The sequence below is a fragment of the Campylobacter sp. IFREMER_LSEM_CL2151 genome (assembly GCF_025771725.1).
In the GTDB taxonomy this organism is placed as follows: Bacteria; Campylobacterota; Campylobacteria; order Campylobacterales; family Campylobacteraceae; genus Campylobacter_D; species Campylobacter_D lari_C.
The window spans coordinates 53,148-73,384 of record NZ_JAKMQT010000001.1; the positions used below are offsets into that span (position 1 = coordinate 53,148).

Annotated in this window: 17 protein-coding genes, 1 pseudogene and 1 riboswitch; of the genes and pseudogenes, 9 read left to right on the forward strand and 9 right to left on the reverse strand. The window is 29.9% G+C overall.

Features of this window, described 5'->3' with window-relative positions; all coding sequences use genetic code 11:
- Positions 1–26: 26 nt before the first annotated feature.
- The gene (locus tag L8V82_RS00275) at positions 27–2,570 is read right to left on the reverse strand and encodes a hypothetical protein (protein ID WP_263723599.1); all 2,544 of its coding nucleotides are present in this window, start codon (positions 2,568–2,570) and stop codon (positions 27–29) included.
- A gap of 162 nt (positions 2,571–2,732) precedes the next feature.
- Here L8V82_RS00275 and groES point away from each other — a divergent pair, with 162 nt between their 5' ends.
- The 4 genes from groES (at position 2,733) to L8V82_RS00295 (ending at position 6,890) form a co-directional block, all read left to right on the forward strand.
- On the forward strand, positions 2,733–2,993 hold the full coding sequence (groES, locus tag L8V82_RS00280) for a co-chaperone GroES (protein ID WP_149062447.1): 261 nt from the start codon (positions 2,733–2,735) through the stop codon (positions 2,991–2,993).
- 13 nt (positions 2,994–3,006) lie between these two features.
- A complete protein-coding gene (gene groL / locus L8V82_RS00285; RefSeq protein WP_070256698.1) occupies positions 3,007–4,644 on the forward strand; it encodes a chaperonin GroEL in 1,638 nt (545 codons plus the stop codon).
- 67 nt (positions 4,645–4,711) lie between these two features.
- Complete coding sequence (locus L8V82_RS00290) at positions 4,712–6,301, forward strand: DUF262 domain-containing protein (RefSeq protein ID WP_263723600.1); 1,590 nt, start codon at positions 4,712–4,714, stop codon at positions 6,299–6,301.
- Positions 6,302–6,320: 19 nt separating this feature from the next.
- Positions 6,321–6,890 carry an NUDIX domain-containing protein gene (locus tag L8V82_RS00295; RefSeq protein WP_263674675.1) on the forward strand — a complete coding sequence of 190 codons (570 nt, stop codon included), beginning with the start codon at positions 6,321–6,323 and terminating at the stop codon, positions 6,888–6,890.
- A 10-nt stretch (positions 6,891–6,900) separates the two neighbouring features.
- On the opposite strand, the gene L8V82_RS07745 is transcribed toward L8V82_RS00295, so the two are convergent.
- From L8V82_RS07745 to rpmB, 5 genes and pseudogenes are all read right to left on the reverse strand, one after another.
- Positions 6,901–7,365, reverse strand: a complete 465-nt coding sequence (locus L8V82_RS07745) for a CZB domain-containing protein (RefSeq protein WP_412175304.1) — start codon at positions 7,363–7,365, stop codon at positions 6,901–6,903.
- Positions 7,348–7,635, reverse strand: a pseudogene (locus L8V82_RS07750) (methyl-accepting chemotaxis protein); the annotation flags it as partial. The pseudogene L8V82_RS07750 and the gene L8V82_RS07745, both read right to left, overlap by 18 nt.
- Before the next feature lie 429 nt (positions 7,636–8,064).
- Entirely contained in the window at positions 8,065–8,280 is a 216-nt protein-coding gene (locus L8V82_RS00305; RefSeq protein WP_012661736.1) for a YdcH family protein, read from the reverse strand.
- A 47-nt stretch (positions 8,281–8,327) separates the two neighbouring features.
- Positions 8,328–9,455, reverse strand: coding sequence for a potassium channel family protein (locus L8V82_RS00310; RefSeq protein WP_263723602.1), 1,128 nt, complete (start codon positions 9,453–9,455; stop codon positions 8,328–8,330).
- 25 nt (positions 9,456–9,480) lie between these two features.
- The gene (rpmB, locus tag L8V82_RS00315) at positions 9,481–9,675 is read right to left on the reverse strand and encodes a 50S ribosomal protein L28 (RefSeq protein ID WP_012661734.1); all 195 of its coding nucleotides are present in this window, start codon (positions 9,673–9,675) and stop codon (positions 9,481–9,483) included.
- Between the two features lie 144 nt (positions 9,676–9,819).
- On the opposite strand from rpmB, the gene rpe reads away from it, so the two are divergent.
- The 3 genes from rpe (at position 9,820) to thiC (ending at position 12,708) form a co-directional block, all read left to right on the forward strand.
- Positions 9,820–10,467 carry a ribulose-phosphate 3-epimerase gene (gene rpe, locus L8V82_RS00320; protein WP_263723603.1) on the forward strand — a complete coding sequence of 216 codons (648 nt, stop codon included), beginning with the start codon at positions 9,820–9,822 and terminating at the stop codon, positions 10,465–10,467.
- Entirely contained in the window at positions 10,464–11,228 is a 765-nt protein-coding gene (locus tag L8V82_RS00325) for a 3'-5' exonuclease (RefSeq protein WP_263723604.1), read from the forward strand. Before rpe ends, L8V82_RS00325 begins: the two co-directional genes overlap by 4 nt.
- Before the next feature lie 32 nt (positions 11,229–11,260).
- Positions 11,261–11,365: riboswitch (TPP riboswitch) on the forward strand.
- Positions 11,366–11,409: 44 nt separating this feature from the next.
- On the forward strand, positions 11,410–12,708 hold the full coding sequence (gene thiC / locus L8V82_RS00330) for a phosphomethylpyrimidine synthase ThiC (protein ID WP_263723605.1): 1,299 nt from the start codon (positions 11,410–11,412) through the stop codon (positions 12,706–12,708).
- A gap of 27 nt (positions 12,709–12,735) precedes the next feature.
- Here thiC and L8V82_RS00335 read toward each other — a convergent pair whose 3' ends face one another.
- On the reverse strand, positions 12,736–14,553 hold the full coding sequence (locus tag L8V82_RS00335) for an ammonia-forming cytochrome c nitrite reductase subunit c552 (RefSeq protein WP_263723606.1): 1,818 nt from the start codon (positions 14,551–14,553) through the stop codon (positions 12,736–12,738).
- A gap of 16 nt (positions 14,554–14,569) precedes the next feature.
- Complete coding sequence (gene nrfH, locus L8V82_RS00340; protein ID WP_039618639.1) at positions 14,570–15,064, reverse strand: cytochrome c nitrite reductase small subunit; 495 nt, start codon at positions 15,062–15,064, stop codon at positions 14,570–14,572.
- A gap of 226 nt (positions 15,065–15,290) precedes the next feature.
- Between nrfH and L8V82_RS00345 the strand changes: the two genes are divergently transcribed.
- Positions 15,291–17,384: an RNA degradosome polyphosphate kinase gene (locus L8V82_RS00345; protein WP_263723607.1), complete on the forward strand. Its 2,094-nt coding sequence runs from the start codon at positions 15,291–15,293 to the stop codon at positions 17,382–17,384.
- Between the two features lie 20 nt (positions 17,385–17,404).
- On the opposite strand, the gene rpoD is transcribed toward L8V82_RS00345, so the two are convergent.
- Positions 17,405–19,282, reverse strand: coding sequence for an RNA polymerase sigma factor RpoD (gene rpoD, locus L8V82_RS00350; RefSeq protein WP_263677227.1), 1,878 nt, complete (start codon positions 19,280–19,282; stop codon positions 17,405–17,407).
- Between the two features lie 134 nt (positions 19,283–19,416).
- Between rpoD and L8V82_RS00355 the strand changes: the two genes are divergently transcribed.
- On the forward strand, positions 19,417–20,229 hold the full coding sequence (locus L8V82_RS00355; RefSeq protein WP_263723609.1) for a flagellar hook-basal body protein: 813 nt from the start codon (positions 19,417–19,419) through the stop codon (positions 20,227–20,229).
- Positions 20,230–20,237: the final 8 nt, after the last annotated feature.

Consider the following 20,237-nt stretch of genomic DNA (forward strand, 5'->3'; position numbering starts at 1 on the left):
CTAGCCTTTTTTAAAGGCTAGATGTATTAGAAGAGTTTGTTAAAGATTTTATCTATTGCTTGATCTACTTTTTTACCCGTATTTTTAGCACCATCACTAGTATTTCCACCTATTGTATTAACAATAGAATTTACAACACTTTTTGTATCAAGATTTATTTTAGGATCTTGTGTTGTTCCTTTTATAATTCCTTTGAAATTTGCTCTATCAATAACGATATTAAAAGGAATGTTTAATTTAGTACTTTTTGTATCAATCTTACCTTTGCTGATGTTTATGTTACTTCTATCGGCCACTAGGTTTAAATTTAAATCTATAAGATTTTTATTGATGTTTATTTTAGCTTCACCATTGCGATATACATCTTGCGTGATATCTTTTTGTAAAAGTAGCATTAAAGCACTTGTGATGAGGTTTTTCTTAAGTTGTCCATCGGCTAAGTTCATTAGCACCACACCGCTTTCTTTTAAAAGATTATAGTCAATACTTAAATTTGATTTTGCTTGATAATAGTCAGGTAAATCTAAACTTTGAGCTAAATTTGAAAGATCAGTATTTTGCATTTTAGCGTTAAAAATATTATTTTTTAAAGTTGCATTTAATGAGCCATTAAATATATTTTTACTATTAACACTTGCATCTATTAAGGCATTTTTAAAATCAAATTTTCCTTCAAAATCAGCCTTACCTTTTAAGTTTCTATCGACTAAAAATCCTAACTTAGAAAAATCTTGTAATGAAATATTATAAGTACTTGCTAGAGCCATTTGATTAAGATCAAATTTTCCTTTTAGTGAATTAATATTAGCAAATGAACTTAGAGCTTTAGCATTAAAATCAATGATTGATTTAGAAATTTTTCCATCAAGATTGATTTTTGCTGAAGTATTCTTTGGAAATTTTTTCTCTAAAAGCTTAGATAATTCTACTTCATTAAAAGAAGAATTAATAATGGCTTTAAAATCACCATTAATATTGTTAAAATCAAGTGTTTTTAAATCAATGTCAGCATTTACATCTCCATAAGCTAAAACTTTTTGTCCTATTAAAGGAAAAAGTTGTTCTAATTTTATATTATCAACTTTCGCTTGTAAACTTTTTCCATTGGATTTTGCATTGATAAGCCCTTGCATGATTTTAATATTTGCATCAAGATTTTGAATCTGATTTGCCTTAAGATCAACTTTGGCATCTAAATTTAAAGGTCCATTGAGATCTTGCTTGGTTAAAGGTTTTAATTTGTTAAGATTATCCACAAAAGCACTAATTTGTGCATTTAAATCTTTGTTTGTAAGATTATATGAGCCTTTTAGCTGAGGTATTTTTGCTATGTTTGAATCAAGTAAAGCTTCATAATCAATTAAAGAATTTTTCGCATTTGCTTTAGCTTGTAGATTAAAAGTTGTTTTTGGAAAATCAAGATTGCTTAGTTTTTTAAATTCTATAACATTTATATTTGCATTGTTTAATCTAGTATTTAGATTGAAATTTTTAAAATCAAGTCCTTGTGCTTTTAAATCTAAAACTAATTTAGAATTAATAAAAGCAGGCATAGAAATAGTTTTTAAAAGCTCTGCTACTTCTATATTAGTTGTGTTGATATTAAGATTATTATTTTCTAAAATAGCTTTTAAGCTACCACCAAATCCAAGCAAGTTAGCATCTAATTTTTGCAATTGATTGCTTGCAAAAAGTAAATTACCTTGAATTTGACTTTTACCTTGGAGTTTCATTTTGGCTAGAGATGAAAATTGATTAAAATCATCTATTTTGATATCAAAATCACTAGTTAAGCTTTGTTTTGCTATATCATAAATGCTTTTTTGTGTATAAAGTTTGAAGAAGTTGCTTAAAATTTCACTTTTAGAAATAACTTCATTGTTTTGGATTAAAGATCTTATTTCACCTTTTATATAGCTTTGTTTTGGTAAGCTTAGATTAAAATCTTTTTCAATTAGAGCATTGTCGATAGAACTTGTGTAAAAATTAATCAAAGCATTACCATTTGGTTTTAAATCTTTAGCTTGTATATCGCTTATAATACTAATTTTTCCTTGAGCATATCTTGGTAGATTAGCAAAATCTAAAATTTGAGCTAAATCTATATTTTTTCCAATAAATTCAAGATTTATAGGAGAAAAATCAACAATTTTTGCATCTAAGCTAAGATTAGAATCAAATAAAAATCCATTACCTTTTACTGAAAAATCACTACTTTTACCTACAACATTACCCTTAAATGTAAAGTCTTTATCGCTTTTTAAACCAAGTTCTTGAATATAATTTTGTTTAAGTCCTAAAAGATAGTTTAAATCAAACCCTAGTCTTAAAGGTGATATGCCACCTTCTATATTAGCAAAAAATTTATCATCAATATTTGCTTTAATGTCAAGTTGTGAAAAACTAATTTTAAAATTTTCAAATTTAACATTCATACCGCTTTTTTGAGCAATTATCGTTTCGATTCTTGGCTTTAAAAAAGCATTGCCCATACTTGTAAATAATAATGTATATATAGCTAATAATGCCACACACACTACGCCTAAAAGAATGTAAAGAATTTTTTTCATGAGAAACCTTTATAATGATATATCATATAAATTTAGTGATATAGACTAAACTTATATGATATATTTTACTTAATTTATTGACAATTAACTTTCTTTAATGTATAATTCTATCACTCAAAAACAAAGAGTGCTAAAAATGGCACATTTTAGAAAGGATAAAAAATGAATTTTCAACCTCTAGGAAAGCGCATTTTAGTAAAACGCTTAGAAGAAATGAAAACTACTGCTTCTGGGATTATTATACCAGATAATGCTAAAGAAAAGCCATTAAATGGTGAAGTTGTTGCAGTGAGTAAAGAAATAGAAGATGTTAAAGTAAATGATAAAGTAATGTTTGCAAAATACGGCGGAACTGAAATAAAACTTGATAATGAAGAGTATTTGGTTCTTAATATTGATGATGTTTTAGGGATTATTAAATAAAAAAGGATAAAAAATGGCAAAAGAAATATTTTTTTCAGACGAAGCAAGAAATAAACTTTATGAAGGTGTTAAAAAACTTAATGATGCAGTAAAAGTTACTATGGGACCACGTGGTCGTAATGTATTAATCCAAAAAAGTTTTGGCGCTCCAACTATCACAAAAGATGGTGTGAGTGTGGCTAAAGAAGTGGAATTAAAAGATTCTTTAGAAAATATGGGTGCTTCTTTAGTTAGAGAAGTAGCTAGTAAAACAGCTGATCAAGCAGGTGATGGAACAACAACAGCAACAGTTTTAGCACATGCTATTTTTAAAGAAGGTTTAAGAAACATCACAGCAGGTGCGAATCCTATTGAAGTTAAAAGAGGTATGGATAAAGCTTGCGAAGCTATAGTTGCTGAACTTAAAAAACTTTCTCGTGAAGTTAAAGATAAAAAAGAAATAGCTCAAGTTGCGACAATTTCTGCAAATTCAGATGAAAAAATCGGAAATTTAATCGCTGATGCTATGGAAAAAGTTGGAAAAGATGGTGTTATCACTGTTGAAGAAGCAAAATCAATCAATGATGAATTAAATGTAGTTGAAGGTATGCAATTTGATAGAGGCTATTTAAGCCCATATTTCATTACAAATACTGAAAAAATGACAGCTGAATTGCAAAATCCATTTATTTTGTTATTTGATAAAAAAATTGCCAACTTAAAAGATTTATTACCTATTTTAGAGCAAATTCAAAAAACAGGAAAACCACTTTTAATTATAGCTGAAGACATTGAAGGCGAAGCTTTGGCAACTTTAGTTGTAAATAAATTAAGAGGTGTTTTAAATATTTCAGCAGTTAAAGCTCCTGGCTTTGGCGATAGAAGAAAAGCCATGCTTGAAGATATTGCTATTTTAACAGGTGGTGAAGTGATTTCTGAAGAGCTTGGAAGAACTTTAGAAAGTGCTAGTATTCAAGATTTAGGTCAAGCTTCAAGCGTGATTATTGATAAAGACAATACAACTATTGTAAATGGTGCAGGTGAAAAAGCAAATATTGATGCAAGAATTAACCAAATCAAAGCTCAAATTGCTGAAACAAGTTCAGATTATGATAGAGAAAAATTACAAGAAAGATTAGCTAAATTAAGTGGTGGTGTAGCGGTGATTAAAGTTGGTGCGGCTACTGAAACTGAAATGAAAGAGAAAAAAGATAGAGTTGATGATGCATTAAGTGCTACAAAAGCTGCTGTTGAAGAAGGTATAGTAATAGGCGGTGGTGCTGCATTAATCAAAGCAAAATCAAAAATCAGCTTGAATTTACAAGGTGATGAGGCTATTGGCGCTGCTATTGTAGAAAGAGCTTTAAGAGCACCTTTAAGACAAATTGCTGAAAATGCTGGATTTGATGCTGGTGTAGTTGTAAATACAGTAGAAAATAGTAAAGAAGAAAATACCGGTTTTGATGCTGCAAAAGGCGAATATGTAAATATGCTTGAAAGCGGTATTATTGATCCTGTTAAAGTAGAAAGAGTAGCTTTACTTAATGCGGTTTCAGTAGCTAGTATGCTTTTAACAACTGAAGCTACAATTAGTGAAATCAAAGAAGATAAACCTGCTATGCCTGATATGAGTGGCATGGGCGGTATGGGAGGCATGGGCGGTATGATGTAACCCATTTTTAATTTTTTTTAAAAGCAAGGATTTTCCTTGCTTTATTTGTATTATCTCTGAGGTTAAAATGCTTATTCAACCAAAACCTATTACAAGAAAGTATGAAGATATAATTAGAAATATAAATGAAGGTTTCTATCAAATTCCAAAATTTCAAAGGGATTTTGTATGGAAAAAAGAGCAGGTTGCTAAATTAATTGATAGTTTAATCAAGGGATTTCCTATAGGAAGTTTTATTTTATGGAAAACCAAAGAAAGATTAAGATCATTAAAAAAAATTGGTAATTATTTTCTAAATGATATAAAAGAAGGTGATTTTGTTTTATATGTTTTAGATGGCCAACAAAGAATGACTTCGTTATATCTTGCCATAAATGGCGTTCAAATAGAAAAAGAAGACTACAAAGAACTCTATATTAATTTAGATAAACTTGAAACAAATGAAGAAATTTGCAGTATAGAAAAAGGCAAGGGAAATTATATAAGTTTTTATGATTTAATGAATGCTTCTATTGTGGATTTGGTAAATAATTTTAATAAAGACTTAGATAAAATACATAAAATAGAAAAAATAAGAGATTGGATAAAATCGTATGAATTTTCAACTATAGAGATTGATGATACTTCTATAGAGAGAATAACTGAAATTTTTACAAGAATTAATACAACGGGAAAAGATTTAACATTATTTGAAATAATGAATGCTAAAGTCTATGATGAAAATAAAAAATTTGATTTAGAAGATAGTTACAATAATCTCATAAGAGAATTAGAAATTAGTGCATATGAAACAATAGCCGAAAATAAAACTATTATTTTACAATTATTATCTTTAAATTTAATAAAAAATTCTAAAACAAGTGCAATTTTATCTATAAATAAAAATCAATTTATAGATGAATGGGATAATACAATTAAGGCATTAAAATTAGCGATTGATAAAATAAGAGATTATTTTAAAATAGAAGTATCAAAACTTTTGCCTTATTATGTTTTAATAGTTCCAATTGCTTATTTTTATAGAATTAATGATTTTAAACCTCCAACTAATACTCAATTAAAACAAATTGAAAGATATTTTTTTAGATGTGCAATCAGTTGGAGGTTTTCTTCTTCTGTTGAAAGTAAATTAAATTCTGATATAAAAATAATTGAAAATATCAAAAACAATATAAATGTAAATTTTGATAAAGAATTACCATTGCAAAACAAACAAAAAAATTATTTTATTGAGCTTTTAAAAGAAGATTTTTCATCATCAAATGCTTTTGATAAAGCAGTTCTTTGTATATTAGCTTATAATGAACCTAAAAAATTTAGCGACAATTCAAAAGTAAGATTAGATAATTCTTATCTTAGTATAGCTTCTTCTAAAAATTATCATCATTTTTTTCCAAAAGCATATTTGAAAAGAATAAACAATACCGATAATGCAAATGCATTAGCTAACATAACGCTAGTGGATGATTATTTAAATAAAAGAATTATAAGGGATAGAAATCCTCAAGAGTATATAAAATATTTTGAAAAAGAAAATAGTAATATCGATGAGGCATTAAAATCTCATTTTATTGTACACGATGATTTTGTAGACTATAATTTGTTTTTAGACAAAAGAGCTAATGCGTTAGCTGAAGAAATTTTAAAAAGAATTTAATTGCAAAAGGTATCGCAAAGTGAAAAATTTACAAGAAGAACAATTTTCCAACTCAAAATACATTAAACCTAAAAGATACACTTATATAGGCAAAGATGATAAAAAATATACTTGGGATTTTATAGAAGCATTAGATAGTGTTTCTGTTTTTTTATATCATACTCAAAAAGATTCTTTTGTTTTTGTAAAGCAATTTAGAATTCCTTTATGGGATTATCAAAAACGTAATAATTTGTATTTAGATGAGATAGGATTTAGTATAGAACTTTGTTCAGGGCTTGTTGATAAAGATTTGAGTTTGGAAGAAATAGCTAAAGAAGAATGTATAGAAGAATTGGGTTATGCTCCTAAGGTTGTAGAAAAAATAGGGGAATTTTATACAGGTTTTGGTTCAGGTGTTAGTAGACAGTTTTTATTCTATGCTGAAATTAATGAAGATAATAAAATTGGCCATGGTGGTGGAATTGAGGGAGAAGATATTCAAGCAGTATGGATAAAAAGAAAAGACTTTGAAAAATTTTCTAAAGAAAATCCTATCAAAACTCCTTTACTTGAATATGCTTATTTATGGTTTAAAGGTAAGAATTAATCTTACCTTTTTATTTTTTTTCTTCCTTGTTTTCAATGTTTGGATCTTTTTCATCAAGCATTTCTTTAAAGATGTTAAATAAATCTTCTGAGGCTTTTTCAGCATTAGAACATTTGTCTAAAATTTGATTTTGTACTAGTTTGTTGCTTGTATCTTCATCATGAGCTAAAGCAACAGCTTGGTTGATATTTTCATGCACTTTTTGGTGTGGTAAATTTAACTTACCAAAAGCTCTTCCGCTAGAAAATCTTTCTTTACCAACTCCTGCGATCCATTTTGCAAGTCTACAGCTTAAATGATCAGATAGTGCTTTACCAGAAGCATGAATGATTTCATTATAGCCATTGAGTTTAAAAGCAACGTGATCTAGTTTAGCTAAAGAAACAAAAATTTCAGAAGCAATACGTTTAGCGTGTGAGCTAGTTGAGTTTGCATTTGAAATAAGTTGAGTAAATTTGCTAGAAAATTGTACTATGTGTTCGTTTGATTCTAATGACACTTTTTCTACTTGTTCGCTTTGTCCATACATTTCATCTGCATTTTGTTTGAGTAGATTAATGTTTAATTCTACTTCAGAGGTTGCTTTTTGTGTTTTTTCAGCAAGTTTTCTAACTTCATCAGCAACAACAGCAAAACCTCTACCATGCTCTCCTGCTCTGGCAGCTTCTATAGCGGCATTTAGTGCTAATAGGTTGGTTTGATCAGATACATCTTTGATTAAGTTAATAACATTGGTGATCTCATCAACACTGCGGTGTAAGTTACCTGCTGTATCTCTTGAACGATTAGCTGATTCAATAATGCTTTGAAGTGAGGATATAATTGAATGTGTGATGGAATTTAATTCTTGCATATCTTCTAAAGAAGAATCAGAGTACTGAGAAATCATTTCTGCTTTATTGACATTTTCTTGCATATCACTTTGAACATTTGAAATGCCTTTTAAAACGCTAGTTAGTAGCATTTCTAAAAGATGAGTTTCAAGCTCAGTTTTACCGCAATCACCTTGAAGTTGTTTTTCATAATTCTCAATTAATTCTTGCTTTTCCAAAAGAAGTTTTTTGTTTTCTTCTTCTAATTCTTTGATTTTATTTTGTAATTCTTCAAAGTCTTGTTTTGATTGACTTTTTTTCCCAAACATGTTTTATCCTTAAAGTAAAAATTTCATAGAGAATTATTTTTTATAATTTGATAAGTAAGTATTTAACTCATCCTTTAATCTTAATTTTTCTTTTTTTAGATTAGCTATTTCTAAGCTATCTAAGTGAATTCTGCCTTCTTCTGCGTCTTTGATTTTATGGTCAAGTTCGTTATGCTCTTCAAATAGTTTATCAAAGTGCATATCTTTGCCTTTTAACTCAGTGATTAAATCTCTAAATTCGTGTAGCATATAAGCCTCCTTTTTAAAATTAATGTTTGATTATAACTTAAAATAAGTTAAATATATTTTAACTCATCAGGTTTTTGTTTATTTTTGATAATCTTTTTAGCTATTTTTATACTATCTGCTGTACCTACGATTAATAATTTTGCCCCAGTACCTATTAAAGTGTCACCTCTTGGCATAGGTGTGAATTTTTTATTTTCTAAAATTCCTACTATACTTACATTTGCCATATCTCTTAAATGAATTTCTTTTAATCTTTTAAATCTTACCCATGATTCATCAGGAATTTTAACCTCTTCTAGATCAATAGGGCTATTTTTTTTATAAAGATAATTTTCTAATAAATTTTCCATATCCGGTCTTGCCGACATCGCGCTAAGTCTTTGTGCAACTAATTTTGTAGCAGAAACTATTGAATTTGCTCCAAGTTTTTTGAGTTTTTCTGTTTCATCTTCATTGCTTGAGCTAGCTAGTATAAAATAAGGATTGATTCTTTGTAATTCTTTTTCAAATAATCTTACCGAGGCAATGATAGCAATATTATCTGCTATGTTATTACTAAGAGTAATTACGCCTTTTGCGCTAGAAAGATTGGTTTTTAAAAAGGCTGTATTGGTATGAGGTGCGCTTTCTATATAATAAGGATAATTATATTTTTCAGCAATCTCATTAAAATTTTCAACTTCATCAACTACAACAAAAGGAATATGATTTTCTCTAAATTGCTGTGCTAATTCTATGGTAAAATCATTATGGTAACATATTACAAAATGATTTTTTAATCTTGCAACTTTATGAAGCATTCTTCTTTCCTTGATGATCTTAGACAAAACACCTTTTTTGACTATTTCTATTACCAAACCCATACAAAAAGTAAATATTGTAAAAGTTAATAATACATATACAACAGTAAAAATTCTACCTGCTGTTGGTATAGGATTAACTTCAGTATAACCTAAAGTGGTAAAAGTCATACCAGCTTGATAAATAGCATCGTTAAGGTTGTAATTACTTGTGAGCATATAACCAAAAGCCCCAATTAGCGTCATCATTACAACAGCAATAAGAGGAATTCTTAAAAATCTAAGTTGCTCATAAAGCTCGTCATTGAGATTAATTGAAGGTTTTGGAGAAGGAGACCAGTTGAGGAATTTCTGTAGCTTTTTCAAAAAAGACATAACAATTCCTCGTTTACATTAAGGATTATTTACTACTTTGCTTTTTGAGTGTTCTTAAAGTTGAAGCAGCTACTCTAACTTTTCTAGTAGTTCCATCTTCTAAAGTGATGCGAACTGTTCTTAAATTTGGCAAAAAGCGTCTTTTAGTTTTATTGTTAGCATGGCTAACATTGTTACCTACCATAGGTCCTTTTCCTGTAATTTGGCAAATTCTTGACATAAATTTTTCCTTATGAAATAAAAATAATTTTTAGCATTATATCTAAAGCAAGCTTAAAAAAATCAAATATTATCAAAAATACATAAAGAAAATTTGATAATAAGTATGATAAAATTATTTTTTACTTTTATTTGGAGATATAAAATGTATGTAGCACCAAGTTTATTGTCTGCAAATTTTTTAAATTTAGAAAATGAGATTAAAGAAGTATCTCAAGCAGGGGCTGATTTGTTACACATTGATGTAATGGATGGGCATTTTGTGCCAAATCTTACTTTTGGTCCTTGTGTAGTTGAAAATATTTCAAAAATTACTTCAGTGCCTTTAGATGTGCATTTAATGGTGCATAATGTTAGTAGTTTTGTGGATTTATTTATTCCGGTAAAACCAAAATTCATTAGTTTTCATTTAGAGGCTGAAAATCATCCTATTAGAGTGTGTGAGTATATAAGAAAAAATGGCATTCATCCTGCTATTGTTTTAAATCCACATACCCCAGTTTCAAGTATAGAGCATATTTTAGAATTTGTAGATATGGTGCTTTTAATGAGTGTTAATCCAGGCTTTGGTGGGCAAAGTTTTTTACCTTTAGTGTATGATAAAATTCGACAGTTAAGAGAAATGATAGATAGAAAAAATCTTAAAGTTTTTATAGAAGTAGATGGTGGGGTAAATGGCTTAAACGCGCCTGATTTAGATGAAGCAGGAGCTGATATTTTAGTCGCAGGTAGTTATATCTTTTCCTCGCAAGATAAAAAAACAGCAATCAATTCTTTAAAGCTTGAATTTTGAGCCAACAACAAATCGATGAGTTAATCATCAAGCTAAGCAAAGAAAACAAGCCCTTTCCTTGGGTTTTAAAAGAGCTTGCAAAAATAGAAGAATTAAATCATTATGATTTTGATTTATATATTTTTGAGCTTTTAGGGCTAGGGGTAGAGCTTAATGCACAAAATTGCTTGTGCTTAAAAAGTAAAAATACAAAAATAAAAGATGAGATTTTTTGTGTTGTAGATATTGAAAGCACCGGTGGGATAAAAAGTGGTCAAATTTTAGAAATAGGTGCGGTGAAAATTCAAAATTATAAAGAAATTGATAGATTTGAGAGTTTTATAAAAGTAGAAAGCATACCTGAAAATATTACAGAATTAACAGGGATTAGTTTGGATATGGTAGAAAATGCACCTTCTTTAAAAACTGTGTTAAGTGATTTTAAGTTGTTTTTAAAAGATAGCATTTTTGTAGCACACAATGTGCGTTTTGATTATCATTTTATATCTAAAGCTATGTATGAAAATGATTTTGGAGTACTTTTAAATAGAAGATTATGTACTATTGATTTAGCTAAAAAATGCATTGAAAGTCCCAAATACGGTCTTGATGCACTAAAAGAGTTTTTGTGTATCGAAAGTAAGCATCATAGAGCCTTAAGTGATGCTTTAGCTGCAAGTGAAATTTTAAAATACTGTCTTAAAAAAATTCCTTTTTATATAAAAACTACCGAAGAATTGTTACATTTTAGCAAGCAAGCTAAAAATCAAATAAAAAAATAAACTTTGTTTTATATTTATTGCTATACTTGCTTTGCATAAATGACGGGAGCTTGTGATACAGGCTGAGAGTAAGCTAAAAGCTTAGACCGCACCAGAACTAGATAATGCTAGCGTTGGGATAATTTATCAACTACTCACATACCCTTCATTTATCCAAATTTTATTTTAAGGATAAATTTAAATGAAAACTCAAATGTCTTATGCAAAAGAAGGAATTTTCACAAAACAAATGCAAATTGTTGCACAAAAAGAGCAAGTAAGTGAAGATTTTTTGCTTGAAAATATAGCATGTGGAAAAATTGTCATTCCTGCAAATATTAATCATAAAGCACTAGATCCAAATGGTATTGGCTATGGACTTAAAACAAAAGTAAATGTAAATTTAGGTGTTTCAAATGATTGTGTAGATTATAGTGAAGAAATGAAAAAGGTAGAGTTAGCTCATAAATTTAATATAGAAGCTATTATGGATCTTAGTAATTATGGTAAAACTAGTCGTTTTAGGGATGAGCTAATTGCTACTTCAAAAGCTATGATAGGCACTGTGCCTGTTTATGATGCGGTAGGTTTTTTGGAAAAAGATTTAAAAGATATTAAAGCAAAAGATTTTTTAGATGTAGTATATCATCATGCTAAAAGTGGAGTGGATTTTATGACAATTCATGCAGGGATAAATTCTCGTGCTGCTAGGGTTTTTAAAGAGTGTGATAGGATTACTAATATAGTTTCAAGAGGAGGTTCGGTTCTTTATGCTTGGATGCAAATGAATGATGCTGAAAATCCATTCTATGAATATTATGATGATTTGCTTGCTATATGCAAGGAATTTGATGTGACGCTTTCTTTGGGTGATGCGCTAAGACCTGGTTGCACTCATGATGCAAGTGATGGAGCTCAAATTGCTGAACTTATCGAACTTTCGTTATTAACTAAAAGAGCATGGGCTCAAGATGTGCAAGTGATGATAGAAGGACCTGGTCATATGGCCATTAATGAAATAGAAGCTAATATGCAACTTGAAAAAAGAATTTGCAATGGAGCTCCATTTTATGTTTTAGGACCATTGGTTACTGATATAGGTGCAGGATATGATCATATAAGTGGAGCAATCGGTGGAGCAGTTGCAGCCGCAGCTGGTGCTGATATACTTTGCTATGTAACCCCTGCTGAACATTTAAGACTTCCAAATTTAGAAGATGTAAGAGATGGTATAGTAGCGACTAAAATAGCAGCTCATGCAGGAGATATAGCCAAACTTCCTAAAGAAAGAAAAATAGATGATGAAATGAGTAAAGCAAGACAAGATATTGATTGGGAAAAAATGTTTAAATTAGCAATTGATGGAGAAAAGGCTAAGAAAATGTTTAATGAAAGAAAGCCTGAAGAGCTTAATTCTTGTTCAATGTGTGGAAAAATGTGTGCTATGAACACTATGAATAAAATTTTAAAAGGCGAGGATGTTAGTTTGATAAAAGAATAAACCCTCGATTATGAGGGTTTATTTTGATTAATCTATCACTTTATAATTATAAGGTTTTAGATTTTTATCATCTTCAAGAAGTTTTGCTGGTGGATTACCATTTACTTCTTGATGTTTATAGTAGCGATCACCTGCTTTGTTGCCGTTTAAATCTACTTTATAGTGAATTTCACCTGGATTTAATTTTTGAATATCTTCAAAACCTAAATTTGAAGTTTTGAAATCTTTAATACCATTTTTGGCTGCAATTTCTACTAGTTTAGTTTGTCCTTGTCTTGACATATCAACTGATTGTAAAAGCATTCTTGAAGCTTCTCTAGGATTATGGAAACCTGTTGAGTTTTCAGCACCTACAAAGTCTGCTCTTACTTGAGATTTTCTATGTAGTTCTAATACTTCTTTTAATTCAGCTGAAATTTTAGCATCATCTGCTTTGCCATCCGTTTGGAATTTAGGCATTTTTCCAAGCTCTGCACGAATAGTTTCTACATCTTTAATCAAGCTTACTAAAGAATATTCAGCTGTTCTTAAATCATGAGCTACTGAATTTTGTATATCTTTTACTTGTTTAGCTAAATAGCTTTCGCTTTGAGTGTGACAAGTTTTACAAGCTGAGTTGATATCAACTAAAGGCGAAGTGATGTTATGGTTGGTAACTTTTTTTGCACCTTTTCTAATATAAGGCATATGGCAATCTGCACAACTTACACCATTTGCAGCATGTACACCGCCACTATAAAGTTCACTTTCTGGGTGTTGAATTTTTAGCATAGGTGCTTTGGTGATTTTATGAACCCAATCACTTGGGAAATTTTCTCTATTTTTTTCATAATAATCATCAAACATTTCTATTCTAAATGGCTCACCTTTTTTCCACTCACTCCAAGGAAATGCTAGTTCTATACCATCAACTTCAATTTCAATTGGTTTATTTCCATCTCTCCAAGAATCAAATTCATCATAAGTTTTTTGAGTACCATTCCACCATTTTTTAGAGCTATCGTTAGCTATACTTTCCCCGATAGTTTTTACTTTGGTGCCTGTTGGTTTGAAGTAGTATTCAACGTGACATTGAGAGCATACTAAGGTTCTCATTTCGCTTCTTGAAGCTTTAATGCCTTGTTTTTCATCCGCTTCATAGCCTCTTGAAATTAATGCTTTGATTAAAGCTGGTCTTGTAAGTCTTAAACTCATATCTGTTGGGTTATGGCAATCTGCACATGTTACACCCATTCTTTTTCCACCATGAGGTCCACTGTGCTCAGGTGAGTTTTCTTTAGCTCCATTTACTGCAGGAACTGTTTTAATCATAGTCCAATATTTTGCAGAGTTAAATGCTACCCAATCACCTTTTGCAGTGTTGTTTAAAAGCCAAGGGGTCCATCCGCTATGACAATTCATACAAGCTGTTGGTTGGCCACCAAATCCTGCAAAACCGTGTGCATTTAAGAAATCTTTATTGTTTCTAGCTGTATCCATTTGGTCTACTTGAACCCAAAAGTGACCTCTTTCTTCATTGGCATCAATACTGAATGGATAGCCAGCCCAAAGAACAGTTAATTGTGGATAGCGAATTAGTTTTGAATAAGCTAAATTTCCGCCAAATTCTGTTGCATTAGGTGCTTGTTTTTCCACCGCTGTATGCATGTCTAAATAATCAGGAAAATTCTTTCCCCAGTAGTCAAAAGTAGGGTTTTCATCGCCAAGTTTTACAATTTCTTGAGAGATGATTCCACCTACTGAATCGTTTGTTTTGGCTGTGATATCTTGATTTAACCACAATACGCCCGCAATAGCTACTATAGTAGCACTAATAGCACTATATAAAATGCCTTTGTTATTCATTAAATACTCCTTTCATTTAAAATCCTCTCTTATGGCCAACACCTTGGTGACAAGACACACAACTTAAAGCATTATCTTTATGTGGATCTAGAGTAGGGTTGATAGTGTTACTCGCAATTTCTTTGTGACATTCTATACAGTTATTTTGGACTATTTCTTTACTTTTTGCATTTGCACTCAAATGCGTAGGCAAAGAATCAAGTTTGAAAGTAAATGCATAAGCATGTCCTAAGCCACTTTGAGCTTTAGCAATCCATTTTTCAAAAAAGCTATGTGGTAAATGGCAATCATTACAGGTTGCTCTTGGCTTACCATCAACTTCTTTAGAGTGTGAAGCTTTCAAATAATCATTATAAACTTCGTTCATAATGTGACAATTATTACAGCTTTCACTAGCATCGCTAAAATAAGAAGTGCCTTTGGCATTATGGAAAGTATACATTCCCACGCCTGCTAAAATTACAAGTAAGAAGAGGAAAACAGCAAAAAGTTTTGAGTTTGCTTTTTTCAAAGTCTCTCCTTTGAATGAAGTTTAAGTTACAAGAACTTAAGTGCAATTATATTACACTATAAAACTTAAAAAGTAAATATAAGTTTATTAATCATTTATTATTTTTTTAATAAGAGAAAAAAAGTATTATTTTTTATATAATTTTATTTACTATTATAAAAATAAAATAAATTTTAATGAAAGAAATACTAAAATATTAAATACTAGAAAATAAGGTAGGTGTATTATGCAAATTCAACCATCAATGTATATCAATAGAGAACTTTCTTGGCTTGCATTTAATTCTCGTGTTTTGGATCAATGCTCTAAAGATCTTCCTTTGCTCGAAAAACTTAAATTTATTGCTATATATTGTACAAATTTAGATGAGTTTTATATGATAAGAGTAGCAGGATTAAAACAGCTTTTTGTAGCAGGAATAAGCACAGCAAGCAATGATGAAATGACCCCACTTGCGCAACTTAAAGCCATTAGAAATTATTTACATGAAGAAAAATATGTAGTAGAGCAGTATTTTACTAAAATAACTCAAGATTTAGAAAAAGAAAATTTATTTATTCGTTCTTACGAAGAGCTTGATGAGGATTTAAAACAGCAATGTAATGAGCATTTTTTTTCCAATATTTTTCCTGTGATAGTACCTATTGCAGTTGATGCAACCCATCCTTTTCCGCATTTAAACAATCTTTCATTTTCTTTGGCAGTAAAGCTTTGTGATCCTATGCATCCTGAACTTTTAAAATTTGGCATGATACGCATACCTAGGGTTTTACCAAGATTTTACCAAGTAAGTTCGAATATTTATGTGCCTATAGAAAGTATAGTACGTCACCATACTGAGCATATTTTTCCTGGCTATAAGCTTTTATCATCTGCTGCTTTTAGAGTAACCAGAAATGCAGATATGGAGATAGAAGAAGAAGAGGCTGATGATTTTATGTTGATTTTAGAGCAGGGTTTAAAGCTTCGTAGAAAAGGTGCTTTTATACGCTTGCAAATAGAAAAAGGCGCAGATGAGCAGTTGATTGAGTTTTTAAGTTCTCATATGAATATTTTTCATAAAGATATTTACGAATACAGTATACTTTTAAATTTACCATCACTGTGGCAAATTATTTCTAATAAAGAATTTACACACTTGCTAAACCCTGTATATACACCAAAAATTTTACCACCTTTTGGAGATAATGTATCTATTTTTAGCGCAATTGATAAACAAGATATTTTGGCTATACAGCCTTATGAGAGTTTTGAACCTGTGTATCAATTTATCAAAGAAGCAAGCAAAGACCCTAAGGTTGTTTCTATAAGAATGACTCTTTATAGGGTTGAAAAAAATTCAAACATAGTCCAAGCTTTAATTGATGCAGCCAGTGATGGCAAGCAAGTTACAGTAATGGTGGAATTAAAAGCACGCTTTGATGAGGAAAATAACTTACACTGGGCAAAATCATTAGAAAATGCAGGAGCTCATGTAATATATGGCATTACGGGTTTTAAAGTACATGCAAAAGTAGCTCAAGTGATTAGAAAAGAAGGGGAAAAATTAAAAATTTATAATCATCTAAGTACGGGTAATTATAATGCAAGTTCGGCTAAAATTTATACTGATGTAAGTTATTTTACTTCAAAAGAAGAATACTCTCAAGATACCACAACCTTTTTTCATATACTTTCAGGATATAGCAAAAGTCGTCGCCTAAAGACTTTATCAATGAGTCCAAAGCAAATCAAAGAAAGAATTTTGGATATGATAACTACTGAAGCAAATCATGGAAAAGATGGGGTAATCATAGCTAAAATGAATGCTTTGGTAGATGGTGATGTGATTAAAGCTTTATATGATGCTTCAAATAAGGGTGTTAAAATAGATCTTATTGTGCGTGGAATTTGTTGTTTAAGACCTGGGGTAAAAGGATATAGTGAAAATATAAAGGTTAGAAGTATAGTAGGAAAATATTTAGAGCATGCTAGAATTTTATATTTTAAGCACACTGAGCCAAATTATTTTATTTCAAGTGCTGATTGGATGCCAAGAAATTTAGAAAGAAGATTAGAATTAATGACTCCTATTTTTGATGAGCATTCGCGTGCAAAACTAGCTCAAATTTTAAAACTGCAATTAAGCGACAATGATTTAGCTTATGAGTTAGACAGCGAAGGAAGATATCGTAAGATTACTTTAAATGAAGCAGAAAAAAATAATAATTCTCAACAAATTTTAGAAGAATATATTAGTAGAATTTTTAATACCTTAAAAAAAGATACTGATCATAGTAGAGCAGCACATTTAGCAACGAAACTTTTTAGAGATAGCTAATCCTTGCTTTTTAGCAAGGATTATTTCCAACCTTCTATATAATTTTTAAGTTTTCTACCAACTTTTGGGTGTTTGAGTTTTTTTATGGCTGAGCTTTCTATTTGTCTTACTCTTTCTCTTGTGACATTTAATTCTTTACCGATTTCTTCTAAGGTTCTATCACTTTCATCATCCATTAAACCAAAACGCATTCTAATAACAGCTTTTTCTCTATCATTAAGCTGATCTAAAACTTCATCAATTTGTTCTTTTAAATCATCTTTTAAGATATGATCCATAGGAGAAATTGAAGTTCTATCTTCTACAAAGTCTCCAAATTTACCATCATCTTCATTGCTAATAGGTGCTTCTAGAGAAATTGGTTCTTTAGTGATTTTAATCACTTGTTTTACTTTATCTACGCTAAGTCCTACTTCTTTAGCAATAATACTTACATCCGGTTCTTTACCTTCTTTTTGTAAGTATTCACGAATGATTTTATTGATTTGATTAATAGTTTCTATCATATGAATAGGAATTCTAATCGTTCTTGCTTGATCGGCAATTGCTCTTGAGATGGCTTGTCTAATCCACCAAGTTGCATAGGTTGAAAATTTATAACCGCGTTTATATTCAAATTTATCTACCGCTTTCATTAAGCCTATATTGCCCTCTTGGATCAAATCTAAAAATGGTAATCCACGATTGGTATATCTTTTGGCAATGCTTACAACCAAGCGTAAATTTGATTTTGCCATTCTAGTTTTAGCCTCATCTGAGATTTTTTTACCGCGTTTGATTTGCTCTAAAATTTCTTTTAGTTGATCTTTTTCTAAATCAAAAGAATTTTGACTAGCCTCTTTGGTTTGAATGAGTTTTTTTATCTCCATATAAGTGCTTACCATGGTAGTTTCTAGTGCGCGTTCAGCGATTTCTTCTTTGCTAAGTTTGGTAATATCTTTTAAGATATCTTGGTGTCTTTGTTTTAATTCTTCTGAAAACATTGGCAAGCGATATTCTAAGCGTTTTAATTCTTTGTCAAATTCTTCATCGCTTTTTAAAGCTGTTTCCATGGATTTTACGATTTCAGAGATAAGTTTTGAAGTTGGACCTAGATCCATTAGTTTTTCTTTTAATATATTTTTCTTAAAAGCAATAATTAATTTATCTAATAATTCATCATCGTTTTTTTCTGCATTAATAGTAGATATGGTTTTTAACCATTCTTTTTTTGCTTTTTCTAAAGCTTTAAAACTTTCTATAACTTTTAAGGTTCTTTCGTCTTCTTTTTTGCTTGTTTTTTTAGGTTTTTTTTCGCTTGAGCTTTCATTTTCTTCGTTTTCATTTTCTTCTTCAGAATCTATTTCATCATCGCTTTTATCATCATCGCTTTTATCATCATCTTCAAAGCTTTTAAAAAGCTCTTTTACTCTTCTTTCTCTATTGATTAAAGGTTCTTTATAATCAAGTATAAAATCAATCAAATAAGGCACCGAACAAAAAGCATCGATGATAATGTCTTCGCCTAGTTCAATTTTTTTAGAAATTTCAACTTCCTCATCTTTGTTTAAAAGAGCAATTTGCCCCATTTCTCTTAAATACATTCTAACAGGTGAGTCTGATCTACTCCATTCTAATAAATCATTTTCATTGGCTAAATCAAATTCATTTTCTAAACTTGTATCTTGTAATTTTTGTTTTTCTTCTTGTAATTTTTTTGCTTCTTCTAAATTTCTTTTTTTAGCAATTTCGGCTGAAGAGATTAATTCTACTTTGTATTTATCCATTAAATCACGGATTTTTTTTGCACTTGTTGCATTTGGAAGCTTTGCAAAATACTTGACAAGTTTTTCATATGTGATATAATCTTTAGAATTTTCTTTGAAAAGTTCTTCTAAAACATTGGTTTCATTAGCCATGGATACTCCTTGTATTTAAGTAATGAGTGTAAAACTAAATATTATGCCTAAAGATTAATTAAAAACAAATAAAAACATTTTGGAACAGCTTTTGCTTTGTTAGTGAAAAATTAAGATTTTAGTTAGGAAAAACAATGCAAAATGGGTATTATCAAGCCACTGGTGCTATGGTTACGCAGTTTAATCGCTTAGATGTTGTAACTAATAACCTAGCAAATGTAAATACAAGTGGCTATAAAAGAGATAATGTTGTTATTGCAGATTTTAAAAGGATTTTTAAAGAAACTCAAGATGAGTTGCCTATACAAAATCACACAAGAGATGCTGCAAGATTTGTAAATACAACTATAGATAGAGTTCCACAAGTTAATCACGTCTATACAAATTTTAGCGTAGGTTCTATGAAAATGACGCATAATCCTTTGGATTTAGCTCTTACTCGCGAAGATACTTTTTACTTAATTAAAACAAATAATGGCGAAGTAAGATTAAGCCAAGATGGAAATTTCCAGCTTGATGATGAGGGCTATTTGGTAAATCGTCAAGGATATAGAGTTTTAAGTAGTGATTATTTTAACAATCCTGAAAATGATGGTATACGCATAGGAGATTCTACTTCTTTTATTAATGTGGATAAAAACGGAGTTATTAGTGCGTCTAATCAAGATATAGCAAGATTATTCGTAGCGCAAGTTGATGACTTAAGAGATTTGCAAAAAGATGGCGATAATATGTATAAAATCGATAATTTAAACAAAATTAGAGACTTGCCAAATTCAAACGCCATTAAGCAAGGTTTTACTCAAGGATCAAATGTTAATCCAGTTACAGAAATGGTAGGATTAATCGAAGCAAATAGAATGGTTGAGATGTATCAAAAAGTTATGACATCTCATATGGATGATTTAAATCAAGAAGCTATTAATAAATTAGCAAGTACTAAATAAAACTAAGG

Excerpts from the sequence above, each read along its gene's own strand:
- L8V82_RS00355 (WP_263723609.1), top strand. The coding sequence starts at position 19,417 with ATGCAAAATGGGTATTATCAAGCCACTGGTGCTATGGTTACGCAGTTT.
- L8V82_RS00335 (WP_263723606.1), bottom strand. The coding sequence starts at position 14,553 with ATGAATAACAAAGGCATTTTATATAGTGCTATTAGTGCTACTATAGTA.
- groL (WP_070256698.1), top strand. The coding sequence starts at position 3,007 with ATGGCAAAAGAAATATTTTTTTCAGACGAAGCAAGAAATAAACTTTAT.
- L8V82_RS00290 (WP_263723600.1), top strand. The coding sequence starts at position 4,712 with ATGCTTATTCAACCAAAACCTATTACAAGAAAGTATGAAGATATAATT.
- groES (WP_149062447.1), top strand. The coding sequence starts at position 2,733 with ATGAATTTTCAACCTCTAGGAAAGCGCATTTTAGTAAAACGCTTAGAA.
- L8V82_RS00310 (WP_263723602.1), bottom strand. The coding sequence starts at position 9,455 with ATGTCTTTTTTGAAAAAGCTACAGAAATTCCTCAACTGGTCTCCTTCT.
- thiC (WP_263723605.1), top strand. The coding sequence starts at position 11,410 with ATGAAAACTCAAATGTCTTATGCAAAAGAAGGAATTTTCACAAAACAA.
- L8V82_RS00275 (WP_263723599.1), bottom strand. The coding sequence starts at position 2,570 with ATGAAAAAAATTCTTTACATTCTTTTAGGCGTAGTGTGTGTGGCATTA.
- rpe (WP_263723603.1), top strand. The coding sequence starts at position 9,820 with ATGTATGTAGCACCAAGTTTATTGTCTGCAAATTTTTTAAATTTAGAA.
- L8V82_RS00345 (WP_263723607.1), top strand. The coding sequence starts at position 15,291 with ATGCAAATTCAACCATCAATGTATATCAATAGAGAACTTTCTTGGCTT.
- L8V82_RS00305 (WP_012661736.1), bottom strand. The coding sequence starts at position 8,280 with ATGCTACACGAATTTAGAGATTTAATCACTGAGTTAAAAGGCAAAGAT.
- rpoD (WP_263677227.1), bottom strand. The coding sequence starts at position 19,282 with ATGGCTAATGAAACCAATGTTTTAGAAGAACTTTTCAAAGAAAATTCT.
- rpmB (WP_012661734.1), bottom strand. The coding sequence starts at position 9,675 with ATGTCAAGAATTTGCCAAATTACAGGAAAAGGACCTATGGTAGGTAAC.